The organism is Wolbachia endosymbiont (group A) of Portevinia maculata, assembly GCF_964028525.1.
In the GTDB taxonomy this organism is placed as follows: domain Bacteria; phylum Pseudomonadota; class Alphaproteobacteria; order Rickettsiales; family Anaplasmataceae; genus Wolbachia.
Window position 1 is genome coordinate 155,031 of record NZ_OZ034786.1, and the last position, 19,873, is coordinate 174,903.

The 19,873-nt window shown below is 34.9% G+C and carries 19 protein-coding genes, 1 tRNA gene and 1 pseudogene; 12 read left to right on the forward strand and 9 right to left on the reverse strand.

Annotated elements, in window-relative coordinates; all coding sequences use genetic code 11:
* Nucleotides 1–33 precede the first annotated feature (33 nt).
* The 9 genes from rpsD (at nt 34) to ABWU36_RS00770 (ending at nt 5,384) form a co-directional block, all read left to right on the forward strand.
* Nucleotides 34–648 carry a 30S ribosomal protein S4 gene (rpsD, locus tag ABWU36_RS00730; protein WP_353272885.1) on the forward strand — a complete coding sequence of 205 codons (615 nt, stop codon included), beginning with the start codon at nt 34–36 and terminating at the stop codon, nt 646–648.
* Between the two features lie 10 nt (nt 649–658).
* Nucleotides 659–745, forward strand: a tRNA-Leu gene (locus ABWU36_RS00735).
* A gap of 30 nt (nt 746–775) precedes the next feature.
* On the forward strand, nt 776–970 hold the full coding sequence (gene iscX, locus ABWU36_RS00740; protein ID WP_253308941.1) for a Fe-S cluster assembly protein IscX: 195 nt from the start codon (nt 776–778) through the stop codon (nt 968–970).
* 478 nt (nt 971–1,448) lie between these two features.
* Nucleotides 1,449–1,790 (forward strand): DUF721 domain-containing protein, encoded by a 342-nt coding sequence (locus ABWU36_RS00745; RefSeq protein ID WP_182182927.1) that lies wholly within the window; start codon nt 1,449–1,451, stop codon nt 1,788–1,790.
* Between the two features lie 37 nt (nt 1,791–1,827).
* The gene (rpmB, locus tag ABWU36_RS00750; RefSeq protein ID WP_006279619.1) at nt 1,828–2,142 is read left to right on the forward strand and encodes a 50S ribosomal protein L28; all 315 of its coding nucleotides are present in this window, start codon (nt 1,828–1,830) and stop codon (nt 2,140–2,142) included.
* Nucleotides 2,135–2,998, forward strand: a complete 864-nt coding sequence (gene lipA / locus ABWU36_RS00755; protein ID WP_353272886.1) for a lipoyl synthase — start codon at nt 2,135–2,137, stop codon at nt 2,996–2,998. Before rpmB ends, lipA begins: the two co-directional genes overlap by 8 nt.
* A gap of 60 nt (nt 2,999–3,058) precedes the next feature.
* Entirely contained in the window at nt 3,059–3,775 is a 717-nt protein-coding gene (ubiE, locus tag ABWU36_RS00760) for a bifunctional demethylmenaquinone methyltransferase/2-methoxy-6-polyprenyl-1,4-benzoquinol methylase UbiE (protein ID WP_253308943.1), read from the forward strand.
* Nucleotides 3,772–4,878 (forward strand): FtsW/RodA/SpoVE family cell cycle protein, encoded by a 1,107-nt coding sequence (locus ABWU36_RS00765; RefSeq protein ID WP_253308944.1) that lies wholly within the window; start codon nt 3,772–3,774, stop codon nt 4,876–4,878. Before ubiE ends, ABWU36_RS00765 begins: the two co-directional genes overlap by 4 nt.
* Before the next feature lie 386 nt (nt 4,879–5,264).
* Complete coding sequence (locus tag ABWU36_RS00770; RefSeq protein ID WP_264688089.1) at nt 5,265–5,384, forward strand: WPE palindromic element domain-containing protein; 120 nt, start codon at nt 5,265–5,267, stop codon at nt 5,382–5,384.
* A gap of 137 nt (nt 5,385–5,521) precedes the next feature.
* Here the strand turns inward: ABWU36_RS00770 and ABWU36_RS00775 are convergent, their stop codons facing one another.
* The 5 genes from ABWU36_RS00775 to ABWU36_RS00795 all read right to left on the reverse strand — a co-directional run bounded on the left by ABWU36_RS00775 (nt 5,522) and on the right by ABWU36_RS00795 (nt 13,393).
* Nucleotides 5,522–6,856, reverse strand: a complete 1,335-nt coding sequence (locus ABWU36_RS00775; protein ID WP_353272887.1) for an ankyrin repeat domain-containing protein — start codon at nt 6,854–6,856, stop codon at nt 5,522–5,524.
* A gap of 54 nt (nt 6,857–6,910) precedes the next feature.
* Complete coding sequence (gene argS / locus ABWU36_RS00780) at nt 6,911–8,617, reverse strand: arginine--tRNA ligase (RefSeq protein WP_253308947.1); 1,707 nt, start codon at nt 8,615–8,617, stop codon at nt 6,911–6,913.
* Between the two features lie 348 nt (nt 8,618–8,965).
* Nucleotides 8,966–10,381 carry a hypothetical protein gene (locus ABWU36_RS00785; RefSeq protein ID WP_309166365.1) on the reverse strand — a complete coding sequence of 472 codons (1,416 nt, stop codon included), beginning with the start codon at nt 10,379–10,381 and terminating at the stop codon, nt 8,966–8,968.
* A 76-nt stretch (nt 10,382–10,457) separates the two neighbouring features.
* Nucleotides 10,458–10,991: a hypothetical protein gene (locus ABWU36_RS00790; RefSeq protein WP_353272888.1), complete on the reverse strand. Its 534-nt coding sequence runs from the start codon at nt 10,989–10,991 to the stop codon at nt 10,458–10,460.
* A 686-nt stretch (nt 10,992–11,677) separates the two neighbouring features.
* Nucleotides 11,678–13,393 carry an ABC transporter ATP-binding protein gene (locus ABWU36_RS00795; RefSeq protein WP_265016351.1) on the reverse strand — a complete coding sequence of 572 codons (1,716 nt, stop codon included), beginning with the start codon at nt 13,391–13,393 and terminating at the stop codon, nt 11,678–11,680.
* 265 nt (nt 13,394–13,658) lie between these two features.
* Here ABWU36_RS00795 and ABWU36_RS00800 point away from each other — a divergent pair, with 265 nt between their 5' ends.
* Nucleotides 13,659–13,844, forward strand: a complete 186-nt coding sequence (locus tag ABWU36_RS00800) for a hypothetical protein (protein WP_264732356.1) — start codon at nt 13,659–13,661, stop codon at nt 13,842–13,844.
* A 424-nt stretch (nt 13,845–14,268) separates the two neighbouring features.
* Here ABWU36_RS00800 and argB read toward each other — a convergent pair whose 3' ends face one another.
* Nucleotides 14,269–15,180 (reverse strand): acetylglutamate kinase, encoded by a 912-nt coding sequence (gene argB, locus ABWU36_RS00805; protein WP_253308952.1) that lies wholly within the window; start codon nt 15,178–15,180, stop codon nt 14,269–14,271.
* Between the two features lie 4 nt (nt 15,181–15,184).
* Nucleotides 15,185–15,781, reverse strand: coding sequence for a ribosome biogenesis GTP-binding protein YihA/YsxC (gene yihA / locus ABWU36_RS00810; RefSeq protein ID WP_373457554.1), 597 nt, complete (start codon nt 15,779–15,781; stop codon nt 15,185–15,187).
* A 103-nt stretch (nt 15,782–15,884) separates the two neighbouring features.
* Here yihA and prfA point away from each other — a divergent pair, with 103 nt between their 5' ends.
* Nucleotides 15,885–16,964 carry a peptide chain release factor 1 gene (gene prfA, locus ABWU36_RS00815; protein WP_253308954.1) on the forward strand — a complete coding sequence of 360 codons (1,080 nt, stop codon included), beginning with the start codon at nt 15,885–15,887 and terminating at the stop codon, nt 16,962–16,964.
* Between the two features lie 28 nt (nt 16,965–16,992).
* Here the strand turns inward: prfA and ABWU36_RS00820 are convergent, their stop codons facing one another.
* On the reverse strand, nt 16,993–18,156 hold the full coding sequence (locus ABWU36_RS00820; RefSeq protein ID WP_265016353.1) for a multidrug effflux MFS transporter: 1,164 nt from the start codon (nt 18,154–18,156) through the stop codon (nt 16,993–16,995).
* Nucleotides 18,157–18,591: 435 nt separating this feature from the next.
* On the opposite strand from ABWU36_RS00820, the gene ABWU36_RS00825 reads away from it, so the two are divergent.
* Nucleotides 18,592–19,551: an IS110 family transposase gene (locus tag ABWU36_RS00825; RefSeq protein ID WP_253308968.1), complete on the forward strand. Its 960-nt coding sequence runs from the start codon at nt 18,592–18,594 to the stop codon at nt 19,549–19,551.
* 112 nt (nt 19,552–19,663) lie between these two features.
* On the opposite strand, the pseudogene ABWU36_RS00830 reads toward ABWU36_RS00825, so the two are convergent.
* Nucleotides 19,664–19,873: pseudogene (locus tag ABWU36_RS00830) on the reverse strand (major capsid protein); the annotation flags it as partial.

Genomic DNA, 19,873 nt, shown 5'->3' on the forward strand with positions numbered 1-19,873 from the left:
AATAATCTAAAGTTAAATCGTGAGAGTTTTTATATGACAACTGTTATCACTAGAAAGTATAGGATTAGCCGTAGACTTGGTGTAAATTTATGGGGTAGAGCTAAAGACCCAGTAAACAAAAGGAAATACCCTCCAGGTCAACATGGTATTCTTGGATTCAAGAAGTTATCCGACTTTGGTAAGCAGTTTGCTGCGCATAAGAAATTTAAGTTTTACTATGCGATTTCAAGTAAGCAGCTCAGACGTACATTTTTAGATGCTTATAACAGAAGGGGTTATACGGCTGATAATTTTATCGGTATTTTAGAATCAAGGCTCAGTTCTGTTTTATACCACTCTGGTCTTGTGCCAACAATTTATGCAGCGAAGCAGCTCATATCTCATAAGCACGTTACAGTTAATGATAAGGTGGTCAACATATCGAGTTATCGAGTGAAACCAGGTGATATAATAAAAATAAGAGAAAGGGCAGCAAAAATCCCTGTAGTAGTAGAGGCTGAACAAAAACAAGAGCGCAAGGCTCTGGATTATTTAGAGACAGATAGTAAAGAGCATTCAGTGAAGTATTTGAGGTCACCTCAATATTCTGAGGTTCCTTATTCAGCAGACATGGAAGTCAATTTAGTAGTAGAGTTTTACTCTAGATAGATAAAAAAAAGCCCGTGTGGCGGAATCGGTAGACGCAGCGGACTTAAAATCCGTGGGTTTTGCGACCTTGGGAGTTCAAGTCTCCCCATGGGCACCAATTTAACTTAGCAGATAAATACAAAAAAGTATGAAATGGCTTGATATAGAAGATATTGTAGAAGCTCTAGAGGAAAAATTTCCAGATGAGAATATAATTAATATCAGATTCACTGAGCTTAAAAAAAAGGTCTTGAGTTTAGAGGAATTTGATGATGATGAAAAACGCTGTAACGAGAAAATACTCGAAGCCATTCAAGCAGCTTGGATTGAGGAAAGATCTTAACAAATAAGAAATAACTATCGCTATTAAAAGTTAGCGCGTGACGCTGGAATCCAGAAAAAAAAGAAAAATGGATCCCAGTATCAAGTACTGGGATGACAACAAAAAAGAAGGAGTCTAAAATTCGGACACCGTATATCATTCATTTTAGACAATACTGTACTTTTTAAATCTAATTTAAAATTCACTCAGGTTAATAATAATTTAACTAATTACAATTAAAACAGCTAGAAGGTTAATTATGAGGCAAAGATGGCAGCACAAAAATTTTTGGATGGAACGTGATTACGACTTGCCTGACAAGTGCTACGTTGAGATAAATTTTACATAAAAATACTGCTTTTTACGGTGTGAGGCTAGAGGTTTGTAAAGTAGTTAGAAGGTTGTCATCCCAGTGTTAGCTACTTGGATTTGGCACTGAGGAAATCCAATGTAGTAGTAAACCTTACTTATTTAGTTATACTAGAAACAAAACAGAAAAATGCTCAAACGTAGCGGTCCAAAAAAATTAAAGTCTATAATTGAAAATTACGCATTAAAATGCATGAAAAATAAGATTAGCAAAAATGAAATACGTCTGATTTTAAACTGGCGAAATATAGTAGGGAAAGAAATAGCAGAGTGTACAAAACCGAAAAAGATCTCATATGCACAGAATGTAAATTCTGGTGTATTGCATCTAGTAGTAACAAATGGCAGTAAAGCATTAGAAATTCAGCATATGATTTCTCTTATAATAGAAAAAATTACGATATTTTTTGGCTACAAAGCAGTATATGGTATAAAAATTAAGCAAGAGAGTATTGACTATTTGACTATATAAGGTAATCTAAGTACATAGAATAATTTGGTATATTGAAGTGAGTAGAGTTTGTGAATTAACAAATAGAAAAAAATCTTTTGGTAATAAGGTATCACATTCGAATCGTAAAACAAAGCGTACCTTTCTTTTAAATTTACATAAGGTTACGTTGACAAGTGATATATTGAATAAAAAGTTTAGATTTCGTGTGGCAACAAGAACTTTGAGAACTATAGATTACAAAGGTGATTTAGATGCTTTTTTGCTCAACACAAGAACGATTAAACTAAGTGAAAAAGCGCAGAAGATAAAAAGAAGGTTGAAAAAAGTTTTAGTAAAGCAAGAGGTAGAGTTAGCCGTTTCAGATGCATAGCAAACCTCAATGGCTCAGAGCAAAAGCTCCGACCGGTGAAGTATTCAATGAAACTTTAAACATCGTTAAACTGCATAACTTACATACGGTATGTGAAGAAGCTGCATGTCCAAATATTGGTGAATGTTGGAATAAACGTCATGCTACTGTGATGATTCTTGGTTCTGTTTGTACTCGTGCTTGTGCATTTTGCAACGTTGCAACTGGCATTCCTGATAAACTAGACCCTCATGAGCCAGAAAATTTAGCAAAAGCGATAAAAAAGTTAAACTTAAAACATGTTGTCATTACCTCTGTTGATCGTGATGATTTACCAGATGGTGGCGCAAATCAGTTTATACAGTGCATAGAAGAAATTAGAAAGATAACTTCAGAAACAACAATAGAGATTTTAACTCCTGATTTTTTAAATAAGAAAGGAGCATTTGAAGCAATTGCTGTTGCATCACCTGATGTCTATAACCATAATATTGAAACAGTGCCGAGATTGTATGCAAAAATAAGACCACGAGCTCGCTATTTTCATTCACTATATTTGTTGAAGATGGTAAAGCAGATTAATCCTAAAGTTTTCACAAAGTCAGGGCTTATGGTTGGTCTTGGAGAAACAAAAGAGGAAATACTTCAGGTTATGGAAGATTTGCGCAGTGCTGAGGTTGATTTTATTACAATTGGTCAATATCTACAACCAACTCCAAAACATGCAAAACTTGATAGGTATGTTACCCCAGAGGAATTTGAGCATTATAAATACGTTGCTTACTCCAAAGGTTTCTTAGTGGTTGCATCAAGCCCACTAACTCGGTCATCATACCACGCTGAAGAAGATTTCAACAGGCTCAAGGCCTGTCGTTGACATTTGTGTTAATTCAAATTAATTTTTACTAATTATAAAGGAGTTGAGCGACTTTACGTAATGTCTACTATAAAAATCGAGAAGAAATCACAATTAGTTAAAGAGGTATTCGATTCCGTGGCAAGTCGCTACGACACCATGAATGATATAATGAGCCTCGGAATGCACAGATTATGGAAAGATAAGATGGTAAATAGTGTGCATTTTACAAAAAACTCTAAGATTTTAGATATTGCTGGAGGAACTGGAGATATAGCAATAAGAATAGTAAGAAAAGAGCCAAGTGCTAAGGTTACAGTATGTGACATAAATCAAAATATGCTAAGCAGAGGACGTGATAAAGCTATAAATTCAAACCAAATTAATTTTGATTGGGTATGTGCGAATGCAGAAAGTTTACCATTTGAAGACTCCGAATTTGATTATTGCACAATAGCTTTTGGCATTCGAAATGTTTCTGACCGCAAGAAGGCTTTAAATGAGGCGCACAGGGTATTAAAACCACATGGAAAATTTATCTGCTTAGAATTTGCCCCTATGCACTATCAAAATGAGATATTTACCAAACTTTATGACTTATATTCATTTAAAGTAATTCCTAAAATTGGCAGCATAGTTGCTAAAGACAGGAGTTCTTATGAATATTTAGTGAAGAGCATTAGAGAGTTTCCAACTCAGGCTGATTTTAAAATGGAAATTGAAGAGGTAGGCTTTAAGAATGTTGAGTTTCATAATATGAGCTATGGAATAGTGGCATTACACATTGGAACAAAATGAATATTAAATTCTGGTATAGAACGCTGGATTATTATCTCATCCTTCCAGTGTTTTTTTTGCTCACTATAAGCTTCATTCTTGTTTATTCAGCAAGCCCTGTAATTGCGCAGCGTCTTTCTTTACCACAAGATTATTTTATACGGCGCCATACAATTTATATAGTCCTGTCACTAATTACCCTGGTGACATTTTCTTTTCTCAACACAAGAACTATACTTAACCTCTCATTCGCAGGTTTCATTTTATTTACTATTTTAGTGGCAGTTGCGATAATACTTGGTATAGAGGTAAAAGGTGCGAAACGATGGTTACATATTGTCAAAATTTCAGTTCAACCATCTGAGTTCGTAAGGCCATTTTTTTCTGTTGTTATAGCTAGTATCTTAGCCAGCGGAATGAAGTTTAAAATGCACATATCAATCATAATATTTCTGTTAGTTTTTGTGTTGTTACTTTTGCAACCTGATTTCAGTATGTCCATGCTTTTAACATATTCTTTTATTGGTCAAATGTTTATTGCATGTATACCACTTTTATACTTTCTATGCATAATAGGAATGGCCACAACTGGAACTACAATAGCTTACTTATGCCTCCCACATATAAAGCAAAGGATTTACAATTTTGTCTTTTTTACGCAACGCGATAACTTTCAAGTCACAAAATCATTAGAAGCATTCAAAAGAGGTCAATTAACTGGAGTTGGACCTGGTGAAGGTAGCGTAAAAACCTCTCTTCCTGATTGTCATACAGATTTTGTGTTTTCTGTTTTAGCAGAAGAATTTGGTTTGATTACGTGCTTAGCCACATTGATGTTATTTGGCATCATTTCCGCCCGCTTGCTTTACGTTGCATATAGAGAAAATGAATTATTCAATCTATTGGTGATTCTTGGTATCTCAATTCAATTCATCACACAATTCATAATAAACACAGGGGTAACATTGAGTGTTTTTCCCACCACCGGCATAACCCTGCCACTACTTAGCTATGGTGGTTCTTCTCTTTTATCTTCGAGCATCGCACTTGGCATAATGCTGTCTTTCAGTAGAAATCAAGCTATCGCATTAAAGTTTCGTGAGCGTGTTATGCTTGTGGACTAGTGGTCACCCGCTCACAACTATTATTGGTATCCCTCCAAAATGGGTATCTGTTCAGATGAGTGGCAAGAGATATTATGAAATCTGAAAGAGTTATGCATAGCTGTACAAACATTCATTTTTGAAGACAGCAAATGGTGTCATTCCAGTCTGGAATCCAGAAATTTTGCTTATAACTGAGCTGATGAGCTAAAGGTAGTTGTCTTACGCTAAAACAAACGTTTTTAATTAAGTTGCATAGAACCAGTGTCTGGGCACTGCCCACTGGTGGCCCAAACTACAACGTTCGTACAGTTGTGCGTGGCGCTAACACGTAGCGGGATGACAGCAGTCCTACGTCATACCGTCACGGTATCTCTAGATCCCGCTAACACGTAGCGGGATGAAGGTTGTCAGGGTGTCATCCAAGTAGCCTCTTTCTTGTCATCCCAGTGCCCAGACACTGGGATCCAGGAAACTTAATTGCAAGTAATGCATTGGGTTTGGTGAGTATGGGTTTTGCGTTATAGAATGAAGCACTTTTGGTGAATTTGTAAAGAAAACTGGATTCCAGACTAGAATGACACCTACAGACACTCCACTTGTTATTCTAACGCGTGACACTGGAATCTAGATAACAATTAGACCATATTGTCAAGCAATAGGATTACATAAAATACCCTGCATATATTTTCTGCTCATTTGGTGGGCCTTGTTCTTCTTTCACTTCTTCTACTTTAGTACTAGGTTTTAACATCATATATGTGATACCACCAACTGCTAGTGCTGCTGCTGCAATTGCAACCACTGCTGTTACTATAGGTATTAACTCAACTGCAACCGTTCCGGTTACAAAAAGTGCCACTGCTACAGCAGTGCCTAATACTGCGACTGCACCACCTGCAAAAACACCTTTTTTAATCGCTGATGTAGGTTGTTTTTTTTCTGTTTCTTCCAGAAGAGGTGTTGTATCCTTATTATCATCCTTATCTTGCGGTAAATCGTTTTTTTCTTCGTTTAGTTTTTTTAGCTGTTTTTCTTCTTCTTCCAGAAGCTTCTTTATATCACCAGTTCTAGCTAAATCTCTTGGAGTTTTTCCAGAATTATTCTTTAATAAAAGATCTGCTCCTTTTTTTAATAGAACTTTTACTATATCTATATGACACTTGTAAGCAGCCAAATGTAAAGGAGTCCATCCATCTTGATCTTTTGCATTAACATCTGTTCCTTTTGCTATTAGAACTTTCACTGTGTCTACATGACCATTTCTAGCAGCCAAATGTAAAGGAGTGTATCCATCTATATCTTTTGCATTAACATCTGCTCTTTTTGCTATTAGAACTTTTACTGTATCTATATGACCATTTCTAGCAGCATTATGTAGAGGAGTACTTTTAAAATTATCTTCTGCATTAATATCTGTTCCTTTTGCTATTAGAACTTTCACTGTGTCTACATGACCATTTCTAGCAGCCAAATGTAAAGGAGTGTATCCATCTATATCTTTTGCATTAACATCTGCTCTTTTTGCTATTAGAACTTTTACTGTATCTATATGACCATTTCTAGCAGCATTATGTAGAGGAGTACTTTTAAAATTATCTTCTGCATTAACATTTGCTCCGTTTTGTATTAGAGCATTTACTATCTCTATATAACCTTTGTTAGCAGCATCATATAGAGGAGTACTTTTAAAATTATCTTCTGCATTAACATTTGCTCCGTTTTGTATTAGAGCATTTACTACATCTGCATGACCATTTTTAGCAGCTGAATGCAATAACATAAATCGATCATATGCTATTAATGTATCATCTAATGTATCATCTTCAATTTCAAATAGGTAATCTACATCAAAACCAGCTTCTTCCCATTTCTTATATTCTTCTGGATATTTCTTTAATTCCTCTTTTATTTTGTCAATTACGTTGTCTTTACTTAAGCCTTCCTCCTTATCAACTGCGCTTAACATTCTTTTCCACTGCTCATAGTTCATTGTCATAATTTTACCCCTACTTCAATAATATTTTAATTATCATGTATTATGGCAAAAAAATCAACTCATTTCTTCCAAAGGCTCTATATTGAAGATAGAAAGTCCAGAAGCGATGACGTGTGCTAAGGCTTGTACAAGGAACATTCTTGCAGCGGTGAGGTTTAAGTTGTCTTCCAGTATGAACCGCATGTTTAAATCACTCTTGCCATACCCCCATAAAACGTGAAACGCTTCTGCAACTTCAAGTAAGTAGAAAGTAATTCTGTGTGGCTCATAAAGCCTTGCCGCTGTTTCTATCACATTTGGCCACTTTGCTAAGGTTTTTATGAGGAAGAGCTCCCCATCTGTCTTTAAAAGTGAAGGGTCTGCTGTTGGGAGCTCTTTTGGAGCATTACGCATTAACGAATGAGCACGAGCATGCGCATATTGCACGTAAAAAATAGGATTGTCTTTTGACTGTTCTTTAACTTTAGCAAAATCAAAGTCCAAGACCATATCATTCTTGCGTGTTAACATTATAAAACGAGTTATGTCCCTGCCAACTTCTTCCACTACATCTCTTGCTGTGAGGAAGTTTCCTGATCTTTTGGACATCTTAACAGGTTTGCCATTCTCGAAAAAATTCACAATATTATGCAGTTTTACCTCTATTTTTGCTTGATCATCACTTAGTGCAGAAACAACTGCTTTTAGCCTTTTGATATAACCACTATGATCACTACCGACTGCTACTATCATATTATTAAAACCACGTGATATCTTATCAAAATGGTAAGCGATATCTGAGGCAAAATAAGTCCAACTGCCGTCCTCTTTCTTCAATGCGCGGTCAACGTCATCACCAAATTTTGTAGAGCGAAATAACATTTCTTTTCTGGAAGTCCAGTTTTCACTTTCTTTGCCTTTTGGTTTCTCCAGGTACCCTTCATGCACCAAACCCTTGTCAGACAATATCTTTATACTCTCTTCAATTTTGCCACTTTTTTGTAGCTCATACTCTGAAGTAAAAACATCATGACTTACCCCAAGTAAGTTCATGTCTTCCTTTATGATTTCTAAGATAGAACTTAAAGTATATTCCCTAATCACCTGATTATCTTGCTTTTCTAGAAGCTCCTTGCCATATTTTTTGGCCAGCCCATTCCCTATCGGTTTTAAATATTCACCTGGGTATAAACCTTTTTCAATGCTGATTTTTTCTCCCAGAGCTTCCTTATACCGCAAATATACTGACTTTATTAGTGTATCTATCTGCGCTCCAGCATCATTAATATAGTATTCCTTAGTAACTTTATAACCAACTTTTTTCAATAAATTTGCCAAAACGTCACCAAATACTGCTCCTCTTGCATGACCAATATGCAGTGGACCAGTTGGATTTGCCGATACAAATTCAACATTGATGGCCTGATTGTTCCCTATATCTAGGGTGCCAAACTCTGTTTTTAGCTCATTTATTTGTTTTAAAATTCCATGCCATACTTCTATTTTTAAGTGCATGTTGATGAAACCAGGGCCTGCTATTTCCACTTTTGCAACTTCATCAAAAGGTTTAAATTCTCTTGCTAAGATCCCTGCAATCTCAACTGAATTCCTCTTTTCATGCTTTGCAAGCACCATGGCAACGTTTGTGTAAATATCTCCATGCGCTCTATTGCTTGGAGGCTCTACAATAAAATTTGCCGCACTTGTATTTATGACACCCCTTTGCTTCAACTCATTTAATTTGCTGGAAATTAGAGAGGAAACCTGTTTGAAAATGTTCATTAACTAAAAAGCTATAAGACTTGTAGCAGTATAGTGGATAAATGGAAGGAGTTGAAGGGTTATCTGATGTAATCTATAGCTAAAGTGACTTAGGTTTACCGACAATTTGAAGAACTGTCATTCCGCTACCCGTTAGCGGCCGCGGTGGTATGACGTGTTGCTCCGTGTCAGCTACTTGGATGACACCTATAGCCCTGTCATTCCAACGTGTAACGCTGGAATGACAAAGAAGAATGGGCTATTGGTTTTTCATATGGTTATGCAAAAGCCTAATCTTGCAGTCTTTTCTTTAATGGCACATGTATCAAAATCGTATAAGCTTATACCATTCCCTGTTCAAAATATCATTTATATAAAAAACACTGGCACTACCTCCGAAGAATCCCAAATTACTTCTTTGCACAATTCACAATCTCTGCCACCTTCTGTACAATCAGTTATTCTTTCCTTCTGATCAAAAAATGCTCTGCATTCATCAAAAGTTTTATTACTTATTGTTCCATCTTTTCTTACAAGTCTATCTGTTTTCTTGTCAGCAATCATCAGTGATTGACTTTGAGAGAGCACCACCACTGGCTTGCCTCTGTCAATACTGTCAGGGTAGTAATATGCTCTTGTGTTAACTAAATAACTATTGTCAGAAAACATGTCATTCTTACAAGATGCATACCAATCAGGCCAATGATCTTTGTTACCAACTTGGCGTATATTATAAGATTCTTTGCAAGTACTATTCGAAGGAATAGTAACGCACCATGAATTCATAGTTCCTCTCCAAGTGATAAAAGGGTATTCCATGCCATTCTTATTGCAGTCAGTTGCCGTTATACCAAATTGTTTTACATAATAATCATTAGTTTTAATCTTGTCAATAATGTCTGCACTTAAGTCAGGGTATAATTTATTTATTGCCTCTCTTATATAAAGCTTACCATCGTTACTTACGTCAATATAGTTACCATCTTTTTTGCTGTTTTCACATCCTTTTCGGTTACACCCACCATCATCAATTATTTCTTTAGTTTTCTCTTCAAGGTTACACGTTTTTAATATGTCACAATTTAACTTTACCTTTAATTCTTTGTCTATTTTTTTTTCTACTTCCTTTATCAATTCACCCTTAGTCTTATCATCAATCTCACAATTAAGATCTTTCTCTAGTTCATTTTTAATCTTTTCTTTTATTTCATCCTTAGTCTTATCATCAATCTCACAATTAAGATCTTCCTCTAGTTCATTTTTAATCTTTTCTTTTATTTCATCCTTAGTCTTATCATCAATCTCAAATTTAAGATCTTTCTCTAGTTCATTTTTAATCTTTTCTTTTATTTCATCCTTAGTCTTATCATCAATCTCACAATTAAGATCTTCCTCTAGTTCATTTTTAATCTTTTCTTTCAGTTCATTCTTAGTCTTATCATCAATCTCAAATTTAAGATCTTTCTCTAGTTCATTTTTAATCTTTTCTTTCAGTTCATTCTTAGTCTTATCATCAATCTCAAATTTAAGATCTTTCTCTAGTTCATTTTTAATCTTTTCTTTCAGTTCATTCTTAGTCTTATCATCAATCTCAAACTTAAGATCTTTCTCTAGTTCATTTTTAATCTTTTCTTTCAGTTCATTCTTAGTCTTATCATCAATCTCGGACTTAGGGTCTTTACAATCATCTAGCTTTGTATGTAAATTAATTTTTAACATACGTGGCAGTTGACGTACATGACTTGCATGCTTATAATTTGAATAAGGAAAAGTGTTTTTTAACATAAAATAGCTCCATTAATAAATAAGAATTAACATAAAATGGGAGTGTGTACTAACAATGTACACACCTTGGTTGCCTTTATATAATATGAACAGTATCTTCTGGTACTGACATTTTTTCAGAAAAAAATGCTGGTTCTTTGCGTGAGTCTATTATAGAAGCATTTATCGCATCCACACAAGCTTTGCATTCAGAATTGCTATCACATCCTCCTTTGAGACGATTGTCTGGATCAATTTCAAGGTTGTTGTCAGTTTTATCTATAATTTCTTTACAGTCTGCAAATTTTAAGCCACTAGTTTTCTTAGTAATGGCATCTTTAATCTCTCCAGAAGTTGCGTCAACTGCTATTGTAAGTTTTGAAAAGTCAATTGGTTTTTTAGGTTCTGGACAAACAGGACACTCAGGACAAGGAGGTATTTTTATATCAGGAAGCTGTATATTTAATTCGAGTCTATCATAACACGGATCAAAGTGGTCATGGCAATGTGGGTTAAAGTGGTTATGACAATGTGGATCAAAATTATGATGGTACCGTGGGTCAGTTGTGCAAGCTGTGCGCGTAGGAATACATGAACCAACACGTGGAGATGAGGAAAAATTATAATTCATAAGAATCCTTTAAAAAATAACTATTAGATTATTATAGGATAAAAAAGTTAATGATTTAATAATTTTGAGGCTAAAATTAGCATATACAAACTTACAGTACATTTCAAAATACGACTTTAATGTAGCAGATATTAGAGTTAAAAGTTTTACTATGGTAGAATAATGATAAGATTCCAAGAAGAAGCTGTCAGTAGTCAAATTAGTCGTGTTGCTGAAATAAATTGTAATATATGGTTACTGTGAATAACAAGTAAGCACCTGTTTATTATATTTTCAAGCAAAATGTGAAGCACATGGGAAACCATGTGCTCTTGGAAGCACGTATAGCTAGACGTGCGTTTATGAGTTGTTTAAAAACAATCTTCTAATAAAGAAACCCAAATTCATCACAAGGATTATAACATGTGTCATAATAGTTATGATATGAGTTAAAATGATTGTGGCACGAATTAGTAGCACAAGGTGCGTATGCAGGTGCACAAGCTTGTGCACAGTTCGATACTGGTGCTGGTAAAGCTGGCAAATTATAACCCGTACATGGTAGTTTTGGTAAATTACTGTAATGATAAGTCATAATGATCCTTAAAAAAATACTATAAGATTATTATAAATTAAAATGATTAAAAATTTAATAACTTTAATTATAAATCTAGCATATCAACTAACGATATGATGTAAATTTTCTTTCAATTCCACTGTATCTTCGCCAGTTTTGCATACAACCCGTCTTTACTTATTAGGGAGTCATGAGTCCCTACTTCTTCTACTTTTCCGTGATTAATTACTATAATCTTGTCAGTTTTAAGTGCAGTTGATAGTCTGTGTGTAATTACGATCGTTGTTCTGTTTTGCATTAACTTGCTTAATGCTTTTTGCACGAGGTTCTCACTTTTATAATCAAGGGCAGAGGTTGCTTCATCCAGTATTAAAACCTGAGGGTTTTTGAGTATGGCTCTTGCTATTATAATACGTTGTTTTTGTCCTTCAGAAAGTTTTAATCCTCTTTTTCCTACAAATGTATCAAATTTATCAGGCAGCTTATCAATAAATTCCATCGCATAAGCGCTGATAGCTGCTTGCTTCACTTCTTCATATTCAGCACCAGGTTTACCATATAGTATATTTTCCATTATTGAGCAAGAAAATATTATGTTATCTTGTGGCACTAAGCCAAACAACAATCTGAGGTCATTTAACGCAATTGACTTAATATTGTGCCCATCGATAGTAATGCTGCCTCTGCTTGGATCATGAAAACGGAGCAGAAGTTTTAAAATGGTGCTTTTACCACTGCCAGATGGTCCAACAATTGATACTACTTGACCTGCCTTTATAGAAAATGATATGTTATTTAACGCTGGCTTATCAGACTGAGATTCATAAAAAAATGTCACGCCATTAAACGAAATTCCTTTTTGAACACTACAAATTTTTATAGGATCATTGGCATCTGCTATAGAGCTTTTCATATTTTTAAATTCAAATAAACGCTCTACTATTCCAAGACCTCGTTGTAAATCACTGATATTATCGCTCAAATTATTTATAGCTCCTGCCGCAAGCGCTGAATAAAACACAAATGAGGAGAGTTCTCCAATAGTTATATTATTGCTTAAGACTTCTTTAATACCAAAAAAGAGCAAAACAACTAGTGAACCTATCACACACGTGATAACTAGAGTTACTAAAATAGCACGCAAGAGTACTAATTTTACGTATGATTTTGATACTGAGTTTAAATACTCTTGAAAACGGATTTTTTCATTTTCTTCGAGTACAAACGACTTGATAGTCACTATAGATCGAAAGTTTTCCTCACTAAATGACGCAAGCTCACTTAATTTATCCTGGGCAAAGCGTGCATAGCTACGCACTTTTTTTCCAAGTGAGGTCATGATAATGAGTAGTATAGGTACTATTGCGGCTGCATACGCAGTTAGGTGCAGATTTGTATATAATAACATGGCAACACTGCCAATTAATATTACAAAATTTCGCAATATGGTGAGTAGGCTGCTATTTATTATTGATTGCAGCGCAGAGGTATCAGTAATGAGTGCTGAGATAACATCTTGTACGCCTGTGTTCTCAAAGAAACTTGGTTGCAAGTCAGTGATACTGCTATATAAGTCATATCTGATTCTTGCGATAACTTTCTCGCTGCCAATGCCAATGAAATATAACCGAGTAAATGCAGTGAGAGAAATGGCTAAAACTATAAGTATTGCAACTAATAGTTTGGTAGTAAAATCGTGCTCTGTGCCAGAATCAATTATGTTGCTTAAGCCTCTGCCAAAGAGGAGGATCGTTAAGGCTGAAAATAAAACTGCAATAAAAGCTATGATGAAATAAGATAGATTAGGCTTTATATAGCAAAATAACTCTCTAATATTAGATCGCATCGTATTTTGAAGTTTCTAAAGTTAAGTATATAGATTTTAGTTTCAGGGGAAAGGGGAAAGGTGTAGCACAATAGCTAACGTCATACCGTGTACAAACGTTGCAATTTTTAAGCAAAGTGATGTTGTTCAAGTAGCTGACACTTGGGGTCTATGTTTTTTCTGGTCACACGCTGGAATGACAAAGTGAGCGTGCGTAGGTGTCATCCCAGTACTCCTTTCTCGTCATCCCAGTGCCTATTTCTTTGTCATCCGAGTAGCCCCTTTTTTGTCATCCCAGTGCCCAGACACTGGGATCCAGAAAAGTTTGCTTGTAAGCAAGCAAACTAGCATAGAAAGTGGTTACAACATTTTCGATGAGATTATATGGAAAACTGGATCCCAGTGTCTGGGCACTGGGATGACAGCAGTCCTACGTCATACCGCGATTCATTCGCGGTATCTCTTAACATAGATCCCGCTAACAAGCAGCGGGATGACACCTCTCTTGGGCTCTTTTAGCTACAAACATTAAGAAATTTACCAAATGAAAAAAAAGGCAAAGAACTCCCGTGGTGCGAGTTTTGACTCTATATTACTGTAAGTGGCGCTGTAATAATGTGCTGACGCTTAGTTTAAGCGCGTTTTGGCTGAATGTAGAAAAAATTTAAAAGACATGCAGCCGCTATAATTTTATGTAATCCGTCAAAAAATACCCTAAGTTTTTTACTGAATTTTGTCATTGAGCCTGCAGGTCAAAAACAAGTTTTGAGTCATAAATACCCTTATTGTCATAATAAGGGGGCCGGCGGAGTTTGTCAAGTAAGTTTTTTCGTTTCTATTCCCAAGAAAAGTTCGTCATATGGTTATGCAAGAAGTCTATTCGTGTAGTTGTCTAGTTATAAATCACTCACAATTGATATGCTTGAATTATTCTCAGTAAATAAATCAAGCATAATGTTAGGTATTCTACCATCAACTATGTGAACAACTCCAGCACATTCCTCTACCATTTTAGTATATGCCATAAGCCTTCTAATAAATTTTTCTCCTTGAATTTTGCCACAATCAATCGATGCATTTAAATTTTTAACAGATATCTTCCTGCCACCAATTTTATCTATTTCTTCACCTGTATCGCTAAAGGTTATCATTTTAGATGCAGAAACTGCAATTGCAATTGTGCTTGCAGTGCTATCGGCATCAATATGATATGTTTCCCCATTTTTTCCATGACCAATTGGTGCAATAACTGGTATAAAATCTGATTCTTCAATAAAAAATAATATATCAGGATTGATTTCAGTGGGCCTACCGATGAATCCCATGTCTAGTATTTTTTCGATGTTATTTGATCTGTCTTCCTTAAGCGTAGCGCTTATCTTTTCAGCTTTTATTAAGTTGCCGTCTTTTCCACATAATCCAATAGCTGAACCACCAGCAGAATTTATATGCTGAACAATTTTTTTATTAACTGAACCACACAGTGCCATTTCAATGATTTTTATAGTGTCTTTGTCTGTAAGTCTGATACCATTCACAAACTTACTGTCCATACCCAGCATTTTTAACACTGAGTTAATTTCATATTCTCCGTCATGAACTATCACCGGATTTATACCAAGCTGCTTTAATAAGACAACATTATGCACAAAAGTATAGAATAGTGTTTCATCTGAGATCGTTACGCTGCCACATTTAATGACAAAAGTTTCACCCACAAAGCTAGGTATGTTAGATAACACTTCAAGTAATATTTCTGCTTTTTGTTCAAATGATACTTCACCCTTTAAAAATTCACTACTCTTCATTTTTTTATCTTGTAAACTTGAAAAACTCATCTCTTACCTTGGTTATTTTATGCTTAATACGGATGCTTATTTGATGAATTGACACATTCTCATTATTAATCCATTTTTGAGTATCTTCTAGAATGGCATCTAGGCTTTTTTGACTCACTTTATCTATTTTTGTTAGCACAACGTTAAAGTTAATATTATTATATATTAACCAATAAATGAAGTCTTTGTCTATTTCTTTTAATCCTACCTTGCTATCTATCAACACAAACACTCTTCTTAGATTTTTTCTTTGAATTAGATAATACTCAATTAAGTTTAAATATTGTATAATTTCCTCCTTACCTGCATGAGAATAACCATACCCTGGTAGGTCAACAAGTCTGAATTTATCATTGTACATAGAGTAAAAATTTATTTGTCTAGTACATCCAGGTTTAGAGGAAACTCTGGCAGCTTTTTTGCTGTTTATCAGTAAGTTGATCAGACTGGATTTTCCTACATTTGATCTACCAGCAAACGCAATCTCTGGAGCCGACTCATCTGGTAATGATTTCATGTCCGAAGCTCCAAATATGAAATTGCAGCTTGATGTTATCTGTCTTGCCATTATATTCAAGTAGAAGGTAGTAGATATATTATAGTGTTATTGCTTGATATAAGAAATTTTTTATTTCAGTATATATTACTTAGTTAAAATACTAGATCTGTGCTATATGAATATAGAGAATAATTTACAAGACTTAAAGAAAAAATTTAGTGATATAGAAAGGAACTTGGAAAACCCTGCCAATTTAAGTCAAAAAGAATTCATTACTCTTTCAAAGGAATACTCTGAGCTCAGGCCAATAATCAAGATAATTGATGAATATAACACGCTGAAAGAGGAAATTTCAGACTTAGAGGAAATAATGAAAGATGAAAACAGCGAAGGTGATATAAAAGAGTTAGCAAAAGAAGAATTTTTCGAAAAGCACAAGGTATTATTACCAAAAGTAAAAGCAAAACTAAAGTTAGCATTATTGCCTAAAGATGAAGATGACTTAAGAAATGCAATATTGGAAATCAGAGCAGGTACAGGAGGAGAAGAAGCAGCATTATTTGCAGCAATGTTATTTCGTATGTATCAAAAATATGCAGAAAGAAGAAATTGGAAGTTCGAGCCAATAAGCATTTCTAATACAGGTATAGGTGGCTATAAGGAAGCTTCTGCACTCATTAATGGAACAGAAGTTTTTGCAAGGTTGAAATTTGAATCAGGAGCACACAGAGTACAGAGAGTGCCAGAAACTGAATCCTCAGGAAGGTTACATACCTCTGCCGCTACTGTTGCGATATTACCTGAAGTAGAAGAAGTTGACTTTAAAATAGAAGAAAAAGACTTACGAATAGATGTTTATAGATCCAGTGGTCCTGGAGGGCAATCAGTGAATACAACTGACAGCGCAGTAAGGGTCACCCACTTGCCAACAGGGATAATTGTAATACAGCAAGATGAAAAATCGCAGCACAAAAATAAAGCTAAAGCGCTTAAAGTATTGAGGGCAAGGCTATATGAAATTGAAAGACAAAAAAAAGAAATGGAAAGGTCAACAATGAGAAAAAGTCAGATTGGCTCTGGTGATCGTTCCGAGCGCATAAGAACATATAATTTTCCACAATCAAGAATAACAGACCACAGAATTAATCTAACTTCACATCGGCTAGAGCAGATTATAAAAGAAGGTGAACTAGATGAATTTATTGAGGCATTAATTTCACGTAATGAAGCAGAAAGATTGGCCGGGGAAAGTTAATTGCTCACATCTGTAAAAAGATCATTAATTATACCGGATCTTTTAAAAACAATAAACAGGCAGTAAAAACAAGTTCTAGTACTATCGCGGATAGAACAAGAACAGCTACACTAATTGCTTGACCGTTGTAAACGTAGCTTGTTAAGCCGATAAAAATAGCCATGATAAAAGCTCTAATGAACGAGACTGCAGAAGAAGCTGTGCCTTTAATTTCAGGGAAAACATTTATTGATGCATTAAAAATCACTGGCTGGCAAATTGCACAACCGATAGAAAAAATAATCATAGACAGTGTTACTAAGTAGAAAGAGTGGGGTACAATTATACTGAATATTACAAGCAATAGAGACCCAATAGCACCCACGCTCGTACCAGAAATTACACACCATATTGCTCCAAGTTTCTGTAAGATTTTGCCAGCAAATAGACTAATGAGTGAGAAGCACCCAACTATTGCACCTTGATGTAGTGCATAAATAGTGCTAGATAAACCAAAAGTCTCCATATACAAAAAAGGTCCACAAGTAATGAATGACATATACGCAGCAGAAAAGAGGCTTGACATTAAAGACAACGTAACAAACCTCGGACTAGATAGTAGTTTTCTGTAATCTTTCATTATTTTTTTCAAACTGAAAGCATCGCGATCCTTTTTTGTTTCTGGTAACAGAAAAAGCAGCAAAACCCAAGAGATCAAACAAAGTATTGCAACAGTTGCATAATTACCACGCCATCCTACAATTTCATTAATGAAACTGCCTAACACTGGTGCAATTGCCATGACAACTGTAAGAACAGAATTCATGATTCCAATAAATTTCACCGCTTCGTCGCCTTTGTAGCTGTCTGCAACGATTGCAAACACAACTACAGATGTGCTAACACCAATGCCCTGAACAAAGCGAGAAATTAAAAGCCAAAAAATCGACGGTGCAAAAACACAACCAACAGCGCCGATTAATAACAAAGTGTTACCTATGATCATAATCCTTCTTCTGCCATAGCATTCAGACAATGGACCAAAAAACAACCCTCCTATGCAAAAGCCTAGGAAATTATAAGCAATAGTTAATTGAATTGTGCCTTCTGATACGTTAAAATAGTGCACCATATCAGGAAAACTAGGTACGGAAATGTCAATTTCAATGAACTTAGCAATTAGAGACAGGATTAATAGAAAGGGTAGTAACATTTGAAATTTTTAATTAATGAATAAAAATATCACATTTAAAGCGTTGAAAGAAGAACATTTTTTACTGTTATTAAAATGGTTAGAAACACCTCATGTGAAGCTATGGTGGGTAAATTGGACACTAGGGTTAATTAAAGAAAAATATGACAACTATGTTAAAGCCCTTACTCTCTGTCCTAACTTTACTTATTTCCTCTTACTTTTTCAACAGTCCGTCTTATATGTTAAAAACAAGTTCATAAATATTACAAAGTGGTAATATTAAGAACATGCAGAGAAGAGGAACCGTAGATCGCCTTGGTCATAAAGGACCGTAATTTAGCAAGGTTCTCTTCCCTGATTATTTACTGAAAAGTTCCGAACAACTGATTGAGCTTTTAGGCTCGTATATAAGTGTGGAAAATGCAGTATTACATGTTATTCTATGGAGGAATTATGAATTTATCAAATATCATTGCTGGCATTGATGTTAGCAAAAATAAACTAGATATCCACATTCATCCACTTGGACATTATAAAGTATTTGAAAATAACGTTCAAGCTATTGATCAAATACTCGACTTTTTGCATTTACATAATGTAATCAAAGTTGGACTTGAAGCAACTGGTGGGTACGAAAAATTATGCGCTTATACTTTACTAAGCCATGGTTTCGAAGTATATGTAATTCAACCTAGATGGGTGAGAGACTATGCAAAAAGCCTTGGTATTGCTACTAAAACTGATAAAATAGACTGCAGCATTATCTCACGTTATATTAATAATACAGATATGCGCGTTACTCCTTTAAAAGTTAGTAATGTTGACTTCTTGAGGCAAAAGCTATCTCGTAGAAATCAACTAGTAGAAATGGCAAAAATACAAAAAACTCAAGCTCATCAAGTAACTGATATATCCATAATCAAACAAATGGAAGAGCTACTTGTCATATTACAGAATCAAATTCAAGTTTTAGAAGATGAGATGATTGAGTTGATTGAACAAAGTCAAGAGCTTAAAAAAAAATACATATCAATAACTAGTATACCAGGTGTAAGTAAAATCACAGCTATTACTATTATTTGTTATCTGCCAGAATTAGGAACTCTTCAAAGAAAGCAAATATCTAGCATTGCCGGAGTTGCACCTTTTAATCGAGACAGTGGTTTTAATAAAGGAAAAAGGTGCATTCAAGGCGGTAGGTCACAAATTAGAACAGTCTTGTATATGTGTATTCTTAGTGCGCGGAAATGGAATTCTTTCATAAAAACTTTTTTTGATAGGTTACATAATCAATATAAAAAACCATATAAAGTTGCTTCCACTGCTGCTATGAGAAAGTTACTTTTACTTGCTAACTCTTTAGTAAGAGATGACAGGGTTTTTACTGAGGAATACAGCCCTAAGTCTGCTTAGATCCAACACTAGCAGATTAGTGTGGATGTGGATAAGTGCGCTTACACAGACTGAAAGCACTTATCCACATCCACACTTTTTAAAAGAATTTAAATCAAATATTACAACTTATTTTTCCAACAGTTGCTGGTGCTCCTGGAACTTGAGTTGGAAGTAGTGCTAAAAAACCGTTTTGTTCTTCAATGGCAATATGGCGAAACCTTACTGATTTACTCGGAAAAAGTTTTAAACTTTCAGTTCGACCAAAACTAATTGGTAAAATATTAATAGCTCCAGTTAATGCTGTCATATTGAATGCTGGATTTGAAAGTGGATTTTGCAT

Bases quoted from the DNA above. Each gene is read 5' to 3' on its own strand.
- ABWU36_RS00825 (WP_253308968.1), top strand. From the start codon at position 18,592: ATGAATTTATCAAATATCATTGCTGGCATTGATGTTAGCAAAAATAAA.
- iscX (WP_253308941.1), top strand. From the start codon at position 776: ATGAAATGGCTTGATATAGAAGATATTGTAGAAGCTCTAGAGGAAAAA.
- argS (WP_253308947.1), bottom strand. From the start codon at position 8,617: ATGAACATTTTCAAACAGGTTTCCTCTCTAATTTCCAGCAAATTAAAT.
- ABWU36_RS00765 (WP_253308944.1), top strand. From the start codon at position 3,772: ATGAATATTAAATTCTGGTATAGAACGCTGGATTATTATCTCATCCTT.
- prfA (WP_253308954.1), top strand. From the start codon at position 15,885: ATGAATATAGAGAATAATTTACAAGACTTAAAGAAAAAATTTAGTGAT.
- ABWU36_RS00785 (WP_309166365.1), bottom strand. From the start codon at position 10,381: ATGTTAAAAAACACTTTTCCTTATTCAAATTATAAGCATGCAAGTCAT.
- lipA (WP_353272886.1), top strand. From the start codon at position 2,135: ATGCATAGCAAACCTCAATGGCTCAGAGCAAAAGCTCCGACCGGTGAA.
- ABWU36_RS00745 (WP_182182927.1), top strand. From the start codon at position 1,449: ATGCTCAAACGTAGCGGTCCAAAAAAATTAAAGTCTATAATTGAAAAT.
- ubiE (WP_253308943.1), top strand. From the start codon at position 3,059: ATGTCTACTATAAAAATCGAGAAGAAATCACAATTAGTTAAAGAGGTA.
- rpsD (WP_353272885.1), top strand. From the start codon at position 34: ATGACAACTGTTATCACTAGAAAGTATAGGATTAGCCGTAGACTTGGT.
- ABWU36_RS00790 (WP_353272888.1), bottom strand. From the start codon at position 10,991: ATGAATTATAATTTTTCCTCATCTCCACGTGTTGGTTCATGTATTCCT.
- ABWU36_RS00820 (WP_265016353.1), bottom strand. From the start codon at position 18,156: ATGTTACTACCCTTTCTATTAATCCTGTCTCTAATTGCTAAGTTCATT.
- ABWU36_RS00795 (WP_265016351.1), bottom strand. From the start codon at position 13,393: ATGCGATCTAATATTAGAGAGTTATTTTGCTATATAAAGCCTAATCTA.
- ABWU36_RS00775 (WP_353272887.1), bottom strand. From the start codon at position 6,856: ATGACAATGAACTATGAGCAGTGGAAAAGAATGTTAAGCGCAGTTGAT.
- argB (WP_253308952.1), bottom strand. From the start codon at position 15,180: ATGAAGAGTAGTGAATTTTTAAAGGGTGAAGTATCATTTGAACAAAAA.